General features: G+C 45.0%; 16 protein-coding genes. 4 read left to right on the top strand and 12 right to left on the bottom strand.

The features are described from left to right. Window positions 1-10 precede the first annotated feature (10 nt). Genes recO through KIT51_02685 form a run of 4 tightly spaced genes read right to left on the bottom strand, consistent with a single transcriptional unit; the run spans window position 11 to window position 3,898 of the window. Window positions 11-679: a DNA repair protein RecO gene (gene recO / locus KIT51_02700; GenBank protein ID UYN87203.1), complete on the bottom strand. Its 669-nt coding sequence runs from the start codon at window positions 677-679 to the stop codon at window positions 11-13. Between the two features lie 40 nt (window positions 680-719). Then, window positions 720-2,933, bottom strand: coding sequence for a T9SS type A sorting domain-containing protein (locus KIT51_02695; protein UYN87202.1), 2,214 nt, complete (start codon window positions 2,931-2,933; stop codon window positions 720-722). After that, the gene (locus KIT51_02690) at window positions 2,926-3,531 is read right to left on the bottom strand and encodes a thymidine kinase (protein UYN87201.1); all 606 of its coding nucleotides are present in this window, start codon (window positions 3,529-3,531) and stop codon (window positions 2,926-2,928) included. Before KIT51_02690 ends, KIT51_02695 begins: the two co-directional genes overlap by 8 nt. A 46-nt stretch (window positions 3,532-3,577) precedes the next feature. Beyond that, window positions 3,578-3,898: a (2Fe-2S)-binding protein gene (locus KIT51_02685; GenBank protein ID UYN87200.1), complete on the bottom strand. Its 321-nt coding sequence runs from the start codon at window positions 3,896-3,898 to the stop codon at window positions 3,578-3,580. A 77-nt stretch (window positions 3,899-3,975) separates the two neighbouring features. Here KIT51_02685 and KIT51_02680 point away from each other — a divergent pair, with 77 nt between their 5' ends. Further along, complete coding sequence (locus KIT51_02680; GenBank protein UYN87199.1) at window positions 3,976-4,953, top strand: hypothetical protein; 978 nt, start codon at window positions 3,976-3,978, stop codon at window positions 4,951-4,953. A 10-nt stretch (window positions 4,954-4,963) separates the two neighbouring features. Continuing rightward, window positions 4,964-5,491 carry a CYTH domain-containing protein gene (locus KIT51_02675; protein ID UYN87198.1) on the top strand — a complete coding sequence of 176 codons (528 nt, stop codon included), beginning with the start codon at window positions 4,964-4,966 and terminating at the stop codon, window positions 5,489-5,491. On the opposite strand, the gene rodA is transcribed toward KIT51_02675, so the two are convergent. The 8 genes from rodA to dusB form a co-directional block, all read right to left on the bottom strand. Next, the gene (gene rodA, locus KIT51_02670; GenBank protein ID UYN87197.1) at window positions 5,488-6,762 is read right to left on the bottom strand and encodes a rod shape-determining protein RodA; all 1,275 of its coding nucleotides are present in this window, start codon (window positions 6,760-6,762) and stop codon (window positions 5,488-5,490) included. The genes KIT51_02675 and rodA overlap by 4 nt on opposite strands. Next, window positions 6,759-8,621 (bottom strand): peptidoglycan glycosyltransferase, encoded by a 1,863-nt coding sequence (locus KIT51_02665; GenBank protein ID UYN87196.1) that lies wholly within the window; start codon window positions 8,619-8,621, stop codon window positions 6,759-6,761. Before KIT51_02665 ends, rodA begins: the two co-directional genes overlap by 4 nt. Then, on the bottom strand, window positions 8,618-9,001 hold the full coding sequence (locus KIT51_02660) for a Rod shape-determining protein MreD (protein UYN88479.1): 384 nt from the start codon (window positions 8,999-9,001) through the stop codon (window positions 8,618-8,620). The genes KIT51_02665 and KIT51_02660 overlap by 4 nt, the downstream gene beginning before the upstream one ends. Window positions 9,002-9,126: 125 nt before the next feature. After that, window positions 9,127-9,954 (bottom strand): rod shape-determining protein MreC, encoded by an 828-nt coding sequence (gene mreC, locus KIT51_02655; GenBank protein ID UYN87195.1) that lies wholly within the window; start codon window positions 9,952-9,954, stop codon window positions 9,127-9,129. Window positions 9,955-9,958: 4 nt separating this feature from the next. Then, on the bottom strand, window positions 9,959-10,984 hold the full coding sequence (locus KIT51_02650; protein UYN87194.1) for a rod shape-determining protein: 1,026 nt from the start codon (window positions 10,982-10,984) through the stop codon (window positions 9,959-9,961). 108 nt (window positions 10,985-11,092) lie between these two features. Further along, entirely contained in the window at window positions 11,093-12,619 is a 1,527-nt protein-coding gene (purH, locus tag KIT51_02645; GenBank protein ID UYN87193.1) for a bifunctional phosphoribosylaminoimidazolecarboxamide formyltransferase/IMP cyclohydrolase, read from the bottom strand. Between the two features lie 74 nt (window positions 12,620-12,693). Beyond that, the gene (locus tag KIT51_02640; GenBank protein UYN87192.1) at window positions 12,694-13,578 is read right to left on the bottom strand and encodes an EamA family transporter; all 885 of its coding nucleotides are present in this window, start codon (window positions 13,576-13,578) and stop codon (window positions 12,694-12,696) included. Window positions 13,579-13,644: 66 nt separating this feature from the next. Next, the gene (gene dusB / locus KIT51_02635; protein ID UYN87191.1) at window positions 13,645-14,640 is read right to left on the bottom strand and encodes a tRNA dihydrouridine synthase DusB; all 996 of its coding nucleotides are present in this window, start codon (window positions 14,638-14,640) and stop codon (window positions 13,645-13,647) included. A gap of 203 nt (window positions 14,641-14,843) precedes the next feature. On the opposite strand from dusB, the gene KIT51_02630 reads away from it, so the two are divergent. Then, window positions 14,844-15,725, top strand: a complete 882-nt coding sequence (locus tag KIT51_02630; protein UYN87190.1) for a CPBP family intramembrane metalloprotease — start codon at window positions 14,844-14,846, stop codon at window positions 15,723-15,725. Beyond that, window positions 15,629-16,552, top strand: coding sequence for a phosphatidate cytidylyltransferase (locus KIT51_02625; GenBank protein UYN87189.1), 924 nt, complete (start codon window positions 15,629-15,631; stop codon window positions 16,550-16,552). The genes KIT51_02630 and KIT51_02625 overlap by 97 nt, the downstream gene beginning before the upstream one ends. The last annotated feature ends 140 nt before the right edge of the window (window positions 16,553-16,692 follow it).

Here is a 16,692-nt window from a genome sequence, read left to right as displayed (position 1 = left end):
GTAAGGCAAATTACGCGAATATTTCCTTTAAAACGGGAATGGACTTAAACTCCGCTGGCGAATCCAGGTGATCTTTATAGAAGTTCAGCAATACATCCAGCAAATTTCTGCGCTGCAACACGGTTAAGAAAAGATTAGTGTTAAAGTCGGCTGCTAAAAGTTCAGTCAACAAATCTTCCAACGTGCTGTCAACCATCCTTCGACCGATCACCTCCTGCACATCGTGGGCACCAAACCCGAGTAACCGGCTTAGCTTCACCATAAAAACCAGGTGAAAATTTTCAAAATCCTTCTCAGCATCGTCCAGCCCGATCAATGTGTGGGATATAAAGTCATATAATTCGTGTGCATGGCTTTCATCTTTTACAGCCCTGTTCAGCAGTTCAGCCAAAAACATGGCAATGGCCGATTTTTTTACATCAGCGTGCAAGGTGCGGTACTGGTGCAGGCATTTCACTTCTTTCATACGCTTTACCTGCGCATTTTCTTTGTGGTACACCACCATATCCAATAGGGTAAGTGGCTGGTAAAGTGCTATTTTTCCTTTGGCCGATGATGTTCGGACGCCATTAACGATATAACCCTGCAGGCCGAACTGTTCGGTAAACACATTTACAATAATGGAAGTGTCGCCAAACTTGGTAAAGCGAAAAACTATACCTCGGGTTTTATTGAGCATGATGCAAAGGTAGAATCAAATTGCTCCACTATTTGGTGGATTAGTTTACTACTGCAATCTTACCGATCACACTATTGGAGCCGTCTTGTGAAATAGCGATTACCAGGTACATACCCGTGGCTGCACGTTTGCCGTTGTAATCGCGAACATGCCACGTGGCCGTGCCGCCACTGGCCATGGTTTCCCAAATCAACTTACCGGCAATGTCGGTAATTTTCACCCGGGCATCAGTGGCCAACCCCGAAATACTAACCTGGCCTGTAAATTCAGCAGTAACCGGGTTTGGGAAAATTTTCACCAGGTCGAACGTTGGTTTACTCACCGTAGCATCTGAACGGTAAGATGCAATACCTTTATCGGTTGCAAAAAATACTTCACCGGTTATCGGTTGGATTTCAATATCCACAATCCGATCGGATAGCAGAGGGCTGTTGGCGGTATTAAAATTCAAAATCTGTTTTTCACCAAACGGATCAAACAACCATAGCCCCCGCTGTGTACCCATCCATTTTCGGTTTCCGCCATCCACCGCTATTGCCGTTACTGTTTCATCACGCAATAAAAAACGACCCTCAAAAACAGGTTTGGCAGAATTTACAGTTCCGGAAAAAACCTGGGCAGGGTTTGGAAAGTAAGCAACACCGGCATTGGTACCTACCCACACCTGGCCTTCGCGGTCATTGGCAATTGAAAATACCGACCGGCTGGGCAAAGCGCCTGATCCGGCCACTTCATTCAGGTAAACATGTTGGGCTCTTTCGCGGTTGTAAACCAATATGCCACCGCCTTGCGTAGGGTTGAGTACCATCCAAACCTGGCCAATCCGATCAATTAAAAGTTCTGTTGGGAATTGCGCTGCAACCACCGGAAACGAAAAAGATTGCCAGGTGTTATCGTTTTTTAATAAGTGCAACGATGAAGCAGAACCATAATTGGTTACCCAAAGGCCATCTGGCGATGAGGCGATAGCCGTGATTCTATTGGTTGAAAGCGGACTGTTACCGTTGTTGTAAATTGTACTTGATCCGTTATCGATTACCTGAAGTCCGCCACCAAAAGATGAAGCAAAAATTTTACCAGGCTTAAAGTCAACATCGGTAACATCGGTGGTGATCAGCGAAGCAGCAGTACTCCACATGCCCGATGCAAATACATTTACTTCTTCATTTTTATCAGCCGGCAAAAAGTTAACCGTATATCCTCCAGCTGTAGCGAAAACTTGATTGGAGGGGCTCAAAGCCAACCGAAAGGCACCAGAAAATGTGGGGCCGTTCGGTATATACGACTGAAAACTTCCGGCCTTATCGGAGACCAGGCCATTTCGCAAATCACCGATCCAAAACTTTCCCGAGCCGTCCTGGAGGGCATACACTGGCTTTTGAATTTTTTCATGCTGGATTTGTGTAAGCGTTCCGGAAGGATTTAGCGACCACAGGTTATTGCCTTCTGTGATAAACAAATTGTTAGTAGTCGTTAAAGCGCCAAAGCCTGAGCCCGGAAAGTAGGCGAGAGTCCATATGCCGTTTTCCCTCGCATATAAACCAGCCCCATCAATGGCGGCATAAACTTTCCCATTAAAAGCAGCAATTGATTTTACACTGGAATTGAAGGCACCCGGGTTAAATCTTTTCCAATTGGCAAAGTCAAGTAGGTTATCCGTTAGTAAGCCGGCCAGCACACCATTTTGCGTGGCTAGAAAAATACTATCACCGAGAATAGTCGATTGCCGGATGGCCAATAATTGTCCTGCGGGGCCAAGGTCGCGCCAGGTTTCTTTTACTTGCAGTTGGTTTAAATCAAAAACGACCATACCATAATCGGCCGATAAAAAGGCAAGCCCACCCGACACATAAACATGGTTGATCTTTTTCGAGCCCGGTATAGTTGAGGAGCTTTTCAGGCTGCTGAAAGAGATTATTTCTGAAGCACGCACGATATCCAACATACCATCGGCATAGCTAATGAGCAATTGACTGCTTGGTTGATCGAACGCCATGGAAGTGATGTCAGTGCCGCTTAAACCATCCATTTTTGTGAGGGTTGAAAGGCTGTTATCGGCATGTACAACCACAATGCCGTTTGAAGATGCCGCATAAACTTTACTTGCGCTAAGGGCAACGGCATGTATGGCGTTATACGAATTATGGGTACGCCAGGCACCCGTTGGAATTTCTTGTGCGTAACAATAGCCCACAGTCGATGGCCCATGGACTATCATAAAAACAACCCATAAGAAGTAGAAGAATTTACTCATCAATCATATTTCGCCTTTTCATCCCCTCCACAAAACTCCTGCGGCTTCGGGCTTCGTATTCTGCTTTCTCACCCAGCATTACCTGCTCATTATTTTGGGATAATCGGTAAGAGAACGAAGCGAGTTCACCGGTTCGTGCGCAAATCGCATGAACTTTGGTTACAAATTCTGCAATGGCCAGCAAGTACGGCATGGGGCCAAAAGGTTTACCTTCAAAATCCATATCCAGCCCGGCCACAATTACGCGCTTGCCGCCATTGGCCAACGTGTTGCAAACCTCAATAATGGCATCGTCAAAAAACTGGGCTTCGTCAATCCCTACCACATCACAATCACCGGCCAGTAATAAAATATCACTGGCAAAGTTTACCGGTGTTGAGCGAATAACGTTTTCATTATGCGATACAATATTTTGTTCATGGTACCGCTTATCGGTTACAGGCTTAAAAATTTCTACTTTCTGCTTGGCAATAAGGGCCCGGTTAAGCCTGCGTATAAGCTCTTCTGTTTTTCCTGAGAACATGCAGCCACAAATCACCTCAACCCAACCGGTTCGGCCGTGGGGCTCCTTTTTACCTAAGTGTGGTTCAATAAACATAGGTGCAAGTTAATAGTACACAGCCGATACTCCATAGCTATTCCCCTTAAGGCAAATAGTGGACATGCGGAAATTTGCCGGCCTCCGAAACATTTATAATTATATCTCCTTTGAGTTTTACCTGACACGCCAAACGCTCATGGGGCCGTAGCAGTCCTTGCTTTTCAAACCTTAGTTCTGCCGGGGTTAACGGCATCAGGCTGTCCTCCCCCTCAATGATAATCGCCTTGCAGGTGGTACACCTTCCCTTTCCTCCGCAAGCATGCATCCAATCAAGTCCCTGCTCGTGTATAAGCGAAAGCAAGGGTTTTGAGAAATCTGCTGTTTCAAATGATTTTCCGAGATTCTGTATCACAATTCTTGCCATCTTGCGTTCAAGAGAATAGCCGTAAACATTATTTTTACAGCTAACAAGTATACACCAATAATTGATTACCAACCACTATGGATGAAAAGATCAGCCTAGAAGCCATTGCCTTATACAGCGATGCCTATGCGGATAAAATGCTGAAGAAGTTTTTTGCCGTTAAAAACAGGATTACCGGCCAAGAGGTATTGGTGTTCTCCGATATCCAACAGGTAAACCTTTTTATTGTCCGTGAATTATTCAAAACCTGGAAAGAAGAGATAAAGAAACTAAAGAGCCCATTTTTTGATTACGATAAACCCGATGTAAAAGAAGCCCTTGAAACTTTTATGAATGTGCTGTCGAAAAACATTTCGATCGATCAGGCACATTTTGCACCCTTGCTAAAAAAAGCAGTCAGCCAAACCTTGTTGGTGATCTTCAATCCGTACGACTATTTCTCCATGATGGTGTCAGGACCTCATAATAAAATTGTGGTCGACAGCTTTAAAGAAGACATAAAATACCTGCGTATTAATAAAGCACCGCTTGAAAAACTACTGGAGCATTTTGAAGAGAAAAAAATAAATGAACTATCCGGCAATGAAGCCTTTGCCATGCTTGATCACATACTGGAGGAAGTGAATTTTACCCCTGAAGATGTTGATTCATTTATAACGCGGTTTAGTGCCGTTGAACCGCTTGACCCGGAGAAACTATACGTAAAAAAGCCTGAGCCACCGCCACCGGCCATACCGTCAACACCTAAGCCGGACAAAGCTGAAAAATCCACCCTGCATGATTCGTTGGCACAAGAACCTAAACCAACCCTGGCCGATAACTTCAGGAAGATTGATCGCATTAAAGACCGGCTCACCATTAACCAGAAATTCATGTTTACGAAGGTGCTCTTTCATGGCGATTTTGAATTGTTCAGCAAGGCCATTGACGACCTGGACCGCTTAAGCGATATGCCGGCTGCCCTTAAGTACATGGAAAAAATGTATGACGAATGGGACCGTGAAAGTGAGGAATTTCACGAATTTATGGAGATGGTGGAAAAACGATTCAGTTGATCCCCCGTGCATGCATGGGTATAAAGATTATACGCTAAAAGCCAAACTCAATAGTTTCAATGCTATTGAAGATGAATTATCCCGGTTGAATGCCTTGTTTGTTGGTACCGACAAACAAACCGACTACTATTTTCAGGTTGCAAAGGGAAAACTAAAATTAAGGCAAGGCACAATTGAAAATTTAATCACGCATTACGAGCGGATACCCGAAAACGGAATTGAGAAAACCATTGTTTATCGCTATGAAAAAAATCCCTCCGTTGAGGAAATAGAATCCTTAAAAGAAAGCAGAAACATTATTGGTAAAGTTGAGAAGCAAAGAAAAATTTACTGGCTTGAAAATGTAAAAATCCATTTGGATAAAATGGATGACGGGCAGCAGTTTATTGAAATTGAGGCCATTGATGTTAGCAACCGGTTTACTGAAAATGATTTGAAGGAACAATGTTTCGACATCAAATCGAAACTTGCCATTAACGATGAAGACGTAATAAGAACTGGATACCTGCCCCCTCCCTATAACACCCCACAGGCTTAGAGTCGCTGCAGCATTTGGCTACGGTGGGCATCCAACTTGAGCAGGATAAACAACAAAATAGTAAAGCTCCACAGCGATGAACCACCATAGCTGAAAAACGGCAGGGGTATACCAATAACCGGAAACAACCCGATAGTCATGCCGATGTTCACGGCAAAATGAAAGAAGAAAATACTGGCCACACTATAGCCATAGACCCGTGCAAACCGGCTCTTCTGGCGCTCGGCCAAAAAAATCACCCGTAAAAGAAGCGCAACAAACAATACAATAACCACCAGGCTGCCCATCCATCCATGTTCCTCACCTATCGTGCAAAAAATAAAATCGGTACTTTGCTCGGGAACAAAATCAAACTTGGTTTGTGTGCCCTTTAAAAATCCTTTACCCGTAAAACCCCCACTGCCAATAGCAATTTTTGATTGGGTCACGTTCCAGCCGTATCCTAAGGGATCGGCCTCCGGATTGATCAACGCTTTAACCCGGTTTTGCTGGTGCGGCTTTAATACATCGGTAATGATGTAGTCAACACTTTCAATTACCCCCACAATGAGTAAGGCCCCGATGGAAAGTAAGGCAATCCGTTTAAAACTTTTACGGCCCAACAAAATGGTTACCCCTAAAATAACCGCCATCCCTGCGTATAGATAGAATTCATTTTCGATGAGCAGGGTAAGTATAAAAATTACAGCAGCGGCCAAACCCACCAAAATCAGGAAGGGCGACATCCCTTCCCTGAAAAATACAATTACAAACACGGTAAACACCAATGCGGTTCCGGTGTCCTTTTGCAGTAAGATCAGGGCCATGGGCACTCCAATCATTATAAACAGGATAATTTGATTGCGTAACCTGTCCATCCTGAAGCCCACCGTGCCGATAAACTTCGCCACGGCCAAAGCGGTGGCAAACTTGGCAAACTCCGATGGTTGAACCCCGAACGAACCGATACCAAGCCAGGCTTTGTTTCCGCCTACTTCCTTACCCACTACCGGAACCAAAATCAACAAAAAAAGTATTGAGCCGTAAATCAGGTAAGCAGCAGCCTCGTAAAAGCGCATGTCAACAATAAGTATGGCCAGTATTATAATAGCCGAGGCTGCAATAAAAATCAATTGCCTTCCGGAGTTCAAAGAAAGATCAAAGATGCTTTGGTGTGCCGTTTCATCATAAACGGCTGCAAAAATATTAAACCAGCCCAGCATTACCATTACCATGTAAATCAACACGGTAACCCAATCCATTTTATTCGATATGGCTTCTTCCCTTCTCATTCCATATCCATGTTAACTTTTACCGGTTGTGCCGTTGGAGTGGCCCGAACAACAGGATCAAGAAAATCTCCTTTCAATACATAAGCTTCCAACGGTTTTCGCTTCACTTCACCGGTTAAATATTTTTCAATCATTAAACTGGCGATAGATGCAGCCGAGCGCCCACCCCAGCCTGCGTTTTCAACATACACGGCAATAGCAATTTTCGGATCTTCTTTGGGGGCAAAAGCCATGAACACGGAGTGATCGTATCCATGCGGGTTCTGCGCTGTTCCTGTTTTTCCACACAATGCAATACCAGGAATGATCGCACGCTGTGCGGTACCGTAAATAGCATCGCTCATGGCATCCTGAACAAACGAAAAGTAAGCCGAATCAATGCCGGTTTCGTGGCGTAAGGTGTACCGTGGATCCATTTCAGCACCGTCAATAGCTTTTACCAGGTGTGGTGTGTAGAAGTAACCCTTGTTCGCCATAATGGCCGCAATGTTTGCCATTTGCAGGGGTGTTACCAGCATTTCGCCTTGCCCTATACTGAGTGAGTAGATTGTAGAAAATTTCCACCTTCCCTCGCCATAAATCCGGTTGTACAAATTGCTGGTAGGCATTTGTCCTCCTTTTTCGCTGGGCAAATCAACACCCAGGGGTTCACCTAAACCAAAGCGCTTCACATATGCGCGCCAATTGTCCAGGCCTATGCGTGAATCAATAAATGTATTGGGCGATTTATTTTGATTAATGATCCTGCGAAAGGATTGATGAAAATATGGATTGCAGGAATATTGAATGGCCCCATGCAAATTGGTTGGGTTTGGATGGTTATGACAGTTTACAAGGGACCGATCGCATGGAAAACGAGTGTCGTAGGTCAGCACGCCTTCCTGTAACCCGATCAGTGATTGAACAATCTTAAAAATAGATCCGGGCGGGTACATGGCCATAAGCGGCCTGTTAAACAAGGGCTTGGTGGTATCACTGCTGACCAACACAAAGTTGGCGCTAAACTTTTTTCCGGTAAGCATGGAGGGATCGTACGAAGGGCCCGAAACCATCGCGAGCACTTCACCGGTTGAAGGCTCAAGCGCCACAATACTTCCCACTTTACCATACAGCAGGTATTCACCATATTCCTGAAGTTTCAGGTCAATTGAGGTGATCAGGTTTTTTCCAGGAATGGATAATGTATCATACGCACCATCTTTAAAAGAACCCTTTTCGATACCTTTTACGTTTCGCAATTTGTACTGAATACCCCGCTGGCCGCGAAGAAAAGTTTCATAATAGGATTCAATGCCACTTTGCCCGATGTAATCCCCCTGCCTGTAAAGTTTTGATGAGTCGCGGTCAAGCTGCGGTTTGCTGATTTCGCTGACGTACCCAACGGCATTTGCGAGCGAACGCGTTGCATAAGCGCGTGAGGTCCGCGGTTGAATGTAAAATCCCTTAAACTCATCCAGGTGTTCCTGTATTTTGGCAAAATCGTAATTTGACAGTTGCTTAATAAAAACGGTAGGCTTATAAGGGGAGTATTCCTTGCGGGCACGCAACTCTTTAAACTTTACATTCAACTCGTGTTGTGTCATGTCAAACACCTCACAAAAACGCGCTGAATCCAGGCTGGATACTTCCCGCTTTACAATAAGCAGGTCATATTCGGGTGAGTTGTAAACCAACAAGTTCCCGTTTCGGTCGTAAATCAAACCGCGAAACGGGTACTCAATATTTTTCATGATCGAGTTGCTGTCGGCTAATTGAGCGTACCGGTCATCCAACAACTGGATAAAAAAAAGCTTACCCAGAAATACTATTCCGGTAAGTACAATAACAACTTGCAATATCTCTTTCCTTCCTTCATTCATGAGCTTCTTCCGGGAAAGACGTACTCTACAATCAGCATCACCAGTAAGGTGTAGGCCGTACTGGTAATAACTTTAATAAGGGTATGCCAAAAATAATCAAACCCACCGGCTTCTGTATAAAATAATACAGCATGATGGAGGAAGATAAGGGGAAGCGCATAGGTTATAAACCATTGAACACCATTGTTGGCCACACTGGGCAGGGCATTGGCATCATACCCACCCTGGGGTGTTAAACCAGCCAGCCAATAATTACGCACGTACATCAGCAGCACACTGGCCAAGGCGTGCAGCCCGAGACTGTCATAAAATACATCAACGGAAAAACCCATAACAAAACCCAGGGCCAGCAGGATGAGCGGGTTGGTTTCAACCGGCATGAGCAACAAATAACCTACGTACAAGAAGCAAAACGCTACATGAAACATCACGGCATTCTTGAGAATGATTACCTGGAAAAACAGGTAAACGAAGAATACCAGTACTTGTACAACAATTGATCTGCTCATCGCTTCATGTCGGGAATTTGAAGTTCAAGTGAATCAAGTTCATGCAGCAGGTTGCTTTTCACTACCGATACAAAGGATAGTTTGCGGAAATCCTGCGCCAGGCGTACCCGCAACTCATAAAATGGTGCTTCTTCACGCAACTCTATTTTTTCGACCGTGCCAATCATTATGCCTTCCGGAAAAACCCCGCTGTAACCTGATGTAACTACGGTATCGCCAACCGTCACACGCACATGCCGGGGAATAAACTCAAATTCAACTACCTGTGGATCGCGCCCGTCCCACTGTACAGTGCCAAAATGCCCGGTGCGTTTAAGCAAGCCCGAAATACGCAGGTTAATATTCAAGAGCGAAGTTACTACACTAAAATGACCGGAGGTCATTTTAACCTTACCCACAACACCGTTGGGGCTTATTACGGCCATGCCCGAAGCAATGCCATCACGGCTCCCTTTGTTAATGGTTATAAAATTTGTGTAACGATCGGTAGAGTTATTGACCACCTTGGCACTTTCAAAATCGAACCTACTGGCAGAATCGTGTTGGTTTGTTCCTGTTGCACGAAGTTGGTTTTGTTGCTCCACTTCCTTTCGCAAACGGGCATTTTCTTCGGCCAACTCCTTGTTTACCTCACGCAGCGAAAAATAATCGCGCATGGTTTGCGAAAAATTGTTCACCCCGCCCACAAAACTATTCGATGAATTGAAAAAACGGGCTCCCTGGTATTGATTGTTTTGGATAATTAACCAGGCACAGAACAATTCCAACAAAAGGAAAGTAAAGAAGGCGCGATATTGATAGAGAAATAAAAATATCCGCTCCATGGAATCATGTCATCAACACCGCGCGATATTGATGCAGGTTTTTAAGTGCAGCCCCGGTTCCGCGCACCACGGCACGCAGTGGATCTTCTGCCACATGTATGGGCAATTTGGTTTTAAGGGCAAGTCGCTTATCCAATCCCCGAAGCAGTGCACCTCCACCCGTAAGGTAAATGCCACGCTCATAAATATCGGCTGATAGTTCCGGAGGAGATGTCTCCAGCGCCTTCAACACGGCCTCCTCAAGTTTTGATACCGACTTGTCCAACGCAAAGGCAACTTCGGAATAGGAGATCTTAATAGTCTTGGGTATGCCGGTCATTAAATCCCGGCCACGAACTTCGTAGTCATCCGGGCCGTCATCCAGCTCGGTCAATGCCGAGCCGGCCTCAATCTTTATCCGCTCGGCCGAGCGCTCACCAATCAGCAGGTTGTGCTGACGCCTCATGTAATCGAGTATGTCGCGGTTAAAGGTATCACCTGCAACACGAATGGACTGATCGCATACAATACCGGAAAGGGCTATTACGGCAATATCCGTAGTTCCTCCGCCAATGTCCACAATCATATTGCCGATTGGCTGTTCAATGTCAATGCCTGTACCAATAGCTGCGGAGATTGGCTCGTAAATCATGTACACCTCTTTGGCACCGGCATGTTCGGCACTATCGCGCACAGCTCGTTTCTCAACCTCTGTAATGCCCGATGGAATGCAGATTACCATGCGGTAGGATGGCGGGAATAAACGCTTACCTGTGTCGATCATCTTGATCAATCCGCGGATCATCAACTCGGCCGCCTGGAAGTCGGCAATCACTCCTTCTTTTAAGGGGCGTATGGTTTTTATATGATCGTGAGTCTTTTCATGCATCTGCATGGCCTCCCGGCCAATGGCGAGTACCTTGCTGGTAGCTTTGTCCAAGGCAATTATGGATGGTTCGTCCACCACGATTTTGTCTTTGTAGATAATAAGAGTGTTTGCTGTGCCAAGGTCTATAGCAATGTCGCTGGTGAAAAAATCAAAAAAGCCCATGTATCGGTTTAAAAAATTGGTTTATGGATTAAGGTTTGAATTTACCAAAATATTCATTGGGTGCCCCCTTGCAGTAATATTTTAACTGCTTTTTCGTGATTTTGCCGATCAATGCTTAAAGTGACGGATGCCCGTGAAGGTCATTGCCATACCATGGGCATTACAATAGTCGATCGAATCCTGATCGCGTACTGAACCGCCAGGCTGAATGACAGCTTTAATACCCTGCCCATAGGCAATCTCTACACAATCCGGAAAAGGGAAAAAAGCATCGGATGCCATAACCGCTCCGCTAAGGTTAAATCCAAAAGCTTTGGCCTTTTCAATGGCTTGCTTGAGCGCATCAACACGTGATGTCTGCCCGACACCGCTCGCCAATAACTGGCCATTCACCGCCAGCACAATGGTGTTCGATTTGGTATGCTTGGCAATTTTGCTGGCAAACAATAAAGCCTTTACCTGGTCGGGTGAAGGGGCAACGGTTGTTACTACTTGCAAATCTGATTCGGAATCTGTTTTGCGGTCGGCATCTTGCTCAATTACGCCATTGAGCAAACTTTTGAATTGTGTCTTTTCAGAAAGGGGTTGCTTTTGCAGCAATAGCATTCTGTTCTTCTTTGATTTGAGCAGGGTAAGTGCATCATTATGGTAAGCCGGGGCAATCAGTATTTCGAAAAACAGTTTATTTAATTCTTCAGCAGCTTCCAAATCAACCGGCTTATTGGTTGCCAACACACCACCAAAGGCTGAAACGGTATCGGCCTGAAAAGCTTTCAGGTAGGCGCCCTTAACCGTGGTATCTGTTGCTGCACCACAAGCGTTGGTATGTTTAATAATGACAAAAGCGGTTTCATTTTCAAATTCCTGCAGCAAGTTCACAGCAGCATCAACATCTACAAGGTTGTTGTAGGATAATTCTTTACCATGAAGCTGTTCGAATAATTCCTCCAGGTTTCCGAAAAACGTTCCATGTTGATGGGGGTTCTCACCATACCGGAGCGCTCTGCCCTGCTGAACGCTTTTCTTAAAAGAAGAAATTGTTAGATCCTGTTTGAAATAATTAAAAATCGCTGAGTCGTAATGCGAGGTGACATCAAATGCCATGGCCGCAAAAGTTTTTCGATCAGCCAGGTCGGATGAACAGTTTTTTGATTCGAGCAACTGTAATACTTGTGCATATTGCTTGCGGGAAGAAACGATGAGCACATCCTTGAAATTTTTTGCCGCACCACGAATCAGTGAAATGCCACCTATGTCAATCTTCTCTATAATCTCCTCTTCCGAACCTCCGGCTGCAACGGTTTCTTCAAACGGATATAAATCCACGATGACCAAATCAATAGCCTGTATGGAGTGCGCTTTTGCTTCCGCAAGGTCGTCCGCTTCATTGCGCCTAAACAATATGCCCCCAAAAATTGCCGGGTGCAGTGTTTTAACACGGCCGCCAAAAATAGAGGGATAGCCCGTGAGTGTTTCCACCGGAATTACCGGATAGCCCAGCTTTTCTATGTATTGTTGTGTGCCCCCGGTAGAGACAAACTCTACACCGACTTTACCCAAAAGGTGCACGATCGGGTCGAGGTTCTCTTTGTTGTAAACTGAAATAAGGGCGCGGGCAATCTTACGATTGGACATGACGTGATGAGGATGGTTATCGAAACCGCAAAAGTAGAAGTAATGACTTAAGGTTCAAGGCGAACCGGAAAATTTTAGGACTTCTTGCGATTGGCCAGGTAAACCCCACCGATAATGGCAACCATGCCGATATAATGGCCCAGGTACAAACGCTCCCCATCCAGCACGCCCCACATCACCGCCACAATGGGCATTACATAGGTTACTGAACTGGCAAAAAGTGGTGTGCTGATTTTCACCAGTCTGTTAAACAGAAAGGTGGCGATGGCAGTACTCATCATACCCAATAACACAATATAGCCAAAAGCCGGCCATGCCCCTTCATGCGTTGAAAACTTGTCGGTAAAATCGGTGAAGACAAATAGATAGGTAAGCGCCAGCGGGCCAATCAGCAACAACGAAACACTGGTGATGGCCAACGAACCAACATCGGCAATTTTAAACTTGATGAAGTTCAGGTTTGATCCGTACAACACGCAGGCAATTACAATCAACAAAGCATAAAGATTAATGCCCTCCACTTTACCTTCCGATCGCGAAAGCATGAGCATAAATGTTCCGGCAAAGCCAAGTACGATACCCACTACAGCAATGGCCCGAAAACGTTGTTTAAAAATAACGGCACCTATTAACATGGTAAAGATTGGTGTAAGCGTGTTTAGTATTCCGGCTATGGAACTATCCATTCGGGTTTGTGCCACCGAAAAAAGAAAAGCCGGAATGAAAATGCCCATAAGGCCGGAAAGCAATAGCCTTGGGAAATGTCTCGATTTAAGTTCGCGCAACTTTACCAACGCGGCCGGCAATAAGAACAGGGCTGCTGCTGAAACACGCATGGCACCCACTTCGTCCGGATCAAAAACTTTCAACCCTTGCTTTATGAGTATGAACGAGGTTCCCCAGATCAAGGAACACGTAATTAGCAAAAATACGGCAGTGCCTTTTGTAGACTCGGACATAAAGTAAACCGGGTGCAAAGATTGACAAACAGCCAGCCATTTCAAATCTGTTTTCTTGCGATTATTTTAAGCCGGTGTGGCAATGCCTGAATAGGCCTCGCTTACTTCGTCCAGTATGGCAAAGAGTTCAGGCACGTCAAGGGTTTCAACCAGGCGCATGCGAAAGGGTTTGAAATCCGGGATGCCTTTGAAATAATTAGTGTAATGCCTGCGCATTTCCAACACACCTGTTTTATCCCCTTTCCAACGGATGGAAAATTCGAGGTGTTTTTTGGTAACCCGAACTCGTTCCGAAATATCCGGTGGCAACGGACGTTCACCGTGTTGAACATAATGTTTAATTTCGTTGAATATCCAAGGGTAGCCAATGGCCGCCCGGCCGATCATTACACCATCAACACCATAACGGTTTTTGTATTCCAAGGCTTTTTGTGGTGAGTCGATATCGCCATTGCCAAAAATTGGAATTTGCAGTCGCGGATTTTCTTTGAGCCTTCCGATCAATGTCCAGTCGGCTGAACCTTTATACATCTGTGCGCGTGTTCGCCCATGTACTGTTAAGGCCTGTATGCCAATATCCTGAAGCCGCTCGGCTACTTCAAGTATATTCTTCGTGCTGTCGTCCCACCCCAAACGGGTTTTTACTGTAACCGGAAGGTGAGTAGCTTTTACAACCGCTTCCGTCATCTTTACCATCTTCGGAATATCCTGTAACAAAGCTGCACCAGCTCCGCGGCAGGCAACATTCTTCACCGGACAACCATAGTTAATGTCGATTAAATCGGGTTGAACAGTTGTGGCAATTTCTGTCGACTGAATCATGTGTTCAATGTCGCTGCCAAAAAGTTGTATGCCGATGGGCCGCTCGTATTCAAAAATGTCGAGTTTCTGTTTGCTCTTGGCGGCATCACGGATCAAACCTTCAGAAGAAATAAATTCCGTATACATTAAATCGGCCCCATTCTCCTTGCACACGGCACGAAAGGGCGGATCGCTCACATCCTCCATCGGTGCCAGCAGCAGCGGAAAATCCCCCAGTTCTATTTTGCCGATTTTGACCATAATCAATTTAACCCCCTAAACCTCCATCTTTAAACCTCCAAGGTCTTAAAAACCTTGGAGGTTTACTAAGAGGTTTTAGGCTATTTAAACCGCAAAGATAATACGTATTTGGAAGGATTTACTGATTTTTGGGCTCCTTCAAAAGAAGGTAAAATTCTATGCATAGCGCCAGCGTATCCGACAGGCATCCTTTAGTATCACTCTTGTTCATCATCATTATGGTAGGCACAGGCTTTTTGCTTATCGGGCCTGCCCTGGGTATTGGTGTTGCCTCTTCCTTTTACGAAGGAGATGACCTTTTGCATGCGCTTACTTCCGATCCGGATTACTCGGTATACATTCCCCTTATGATCACCCAAGGCATCGCCAGCTTTGTTGGATTGATTTTGTTCCCGTTGTTACACATTCGATTTCTTGAACAAAAACCGCTGCGGCCATTTTTTACTTTACAGGAACCCTGGTTTGCGCTTATCCCTTTAATCGTCATCATTGGCATCGGCTTTCAGGTTGCGCTTACACCTGTTATTGAGTGGAACATGAATATCCAGTTTCCGGAATTCATGAAAAGCTTTGGTGAGTGGGCACGCGAACGCGAAGATGCATTAATGAGGCTCACCAAAACAATCACCAACTTTCAATCCCAACGGGATTTGATCATCGGTGTTTTTGTAATTGCAGTAATACCGGGTATAGGGGAAGAACTTGTATTTCGCGGGTTGATTCAAAATGAACTGAAGCGTGCCACTGGCAATGCCCACATGGCCATTTGGGTTGCGGCTATTTTGTTCAGCGCCATACATACACAGTTTTTTGGCTTTGTGCCCAGGGTAATGTTAGGGGCTTTGTTTGGTTATTTATACTTATGGTCCGGCAATTTATTTATACCCATGATCGCACACTTTTTCCATAACGGCTTTACACTGATCATGCTCTACCTCTATCAGCAGGGTTTAATTGACGTGGACATGGATAGTGATCAAGCAGCGCCATGGCCTTGGGTAATCACCGGCCTTATTACCACATTTGTACTTTTGCTTTATTTCAGAAAGCTTTACGCCACCAAACAATCAACCTTTACTCCGTGACGAAAATTTTATCCGGCTATAGCAACCTTACCCAACGATTAGTCACCGCCATTATTGGAGCAGCCGCCATTATTGCAGGTGTGGCTTATGGTGAATGGACTTACTTCGCGGTGTTTTTCGTTATTTGTTTTTTCTCGTTACTTGAGTTTTATAAACTGGCCGGCCTTGATGGCTTAATACCCCTGAAAACACTCGGTACGTTTAGTGGCATAACCTTGTTTGCCCTTTCATTTTTTATTGAGCGCAATACCATCTCTCCCCGGTACTACCTTTTGTTTTTTCCGCTGGCATCGTTGGTTTACCTGGTGAAGCTTTATAAAAAAACCGAGCGAAAACCTTTTACCAACATAGCCTTTACATTTCTGGGTATCTTTTATATAGCCGTTCCGTTCGCGTTGTTAAACCATGCTGCTTTTGAAAACGGCTATTACAATTATGAAATAATACTGGGTGCCTTGCTAATCCTGTGGGCCAGCGATACCGGGGCCTATTTTGCCGGCACCTTATTTGGTAAGCATAAACTCTTTGAACGTATCTCACCCAAAAAATCGTGGGAAGGGTTTTGGGGCGGGGCAGCCCTGGCCATTGCTATGACCTACGGAATAAGCCTGTACTTTCAAAGCCTTACCATTGTTAACTGGTTAATTGTTTCCTTTCTGATTATTATAGGGGGAACCTTTGGCGACCTGGTGGAATCCCTTTTAAAAAGAAGCATTGAAATAAAGGATTCCGGTGATAGCCTCCCGGGGCACGGTGGTTTTTTAGACCGGTTTGATGGCTTGTTTATTTCGGCACCCTTTATTGCCGCTTATCTTGAAATTTTTTGAGTGGCTACACTTTACCGTTCATACCTTTTTCCTTCTAACCCCATAAGGCAGGATTGGAATTTACCCTATCTTTGCAACCGATTTAACGTTCTGTTTTAAGTGATTTAAATCAGATGGTGCTGCTTTAGAAAAACCTACTT

It is taken from the genome of Cyclobacteriaceae bacterium (genome assembly GCA_025808415.1).
Classification (GTDB): domain Bacteria; phylum Bacteroidota; class Bacteroidia; order Cytophagales; family Cyclobacteriaceae; genus UBA2336.
This window is presented reverse-complemented; position numbering and strand designations above follow the sequence as displayed.

Coding starts and splice junctions, on each gene's coding strand:
- recO (UYN87203.1), bottom strand. CDS start 679: ATGCTCAATAAAACCCGAGGTATAGTTTTTCGCTTTACCAAGTTTGGC.
- KIT51_02695 (UYN87202.1), bottom strand. CDS start 2,933: ATGAGTAAATTCTTCTACTTCTTATGGGTTGTTTTTATGATAGTCCAT.
- KIT51_02690 (UYN87201.1), bottom strand. CDS start 3,531: ATGTTTATTGAACCACACTTAGGTAAAAAGGAGCCCCACGGCCGAACC.
- KIT51_02685 (UYN87200.1), bottom strand. CDS start 3,898: ATGGCAAGAATTGTGATACAGAATCTCGGAAAATCATTTGAAACAGCA.
- KIT51_02680 (UYN87199.1), top strand. CDS start 3,976: ATGGATGAAAAGATCAGCCTAGAAGCCATTGCCTTATACAGCGATGCC.
- KIT51_02675 (UYN87198.1), top strand. CDS start 4,964: ATGCATGGGTATAAAGATTATACGCTAAAAGCCAAACTCAATAGTTTC.
- rodA (UYN87197.1), bottom strand. CDS start 6,762: ATGAGAAGGGAAGAAGCCATATCGAATAAAATGGATTGGGTTACCGTG.
- KIT51_02665 (UYN87196.1), bottom strand. CDS start 8,621: ATGAATGAAGGAAGGAAAGAGATATTGCAAGTTGTTATTGTACTTACC.
- KIT51_02660 (UYN88479.1), bottom strand. CDS start 9,001: ATGCCGGTTGAAACCAACCCGCTCATCCTGCTGGCCCTGGGTTTTGTT.
- mreC (UYN87195.1), bottom strand. CDS start 9,954: ATGGAGCGGATATTTTTATTTCTCTATCAATATCGCGCCTTCTTTACT.
- KIT51_02650 (UYN87194.1), bottom strand. CDS start 10,984: ATGGGCTTTTTTGATTTTTTCACCAGCGACATTGCTATAGACCTTGGC.
- purH (UYN87193.1), bottom strand. CDS start 12,619: ATGTCCAATCGTAAGATTGCCCGCGCCCTTATTTCAGTTTACAACAAA.
- KIT51_02640 (UYN87192.1), bottom strand. CDS start 13,578: ATGTCCGAGTCTACAAAAGGCACTGCCGTATTTTTGCTAATTACGTGT.
- dusB (UYN87191.1), bottom strand. CDS start 14,640: ATGGTCAAAATCGGCAAAATAGAACTGGGGGATTTTCCGCTGCTGCTG.
- KIT51_02625 (UYN87189.1), top strand. CDS start 15,629: ATGGCCTTGGGTAATCACCGGCCTTATTACCACATTTGTACTTTTGCT.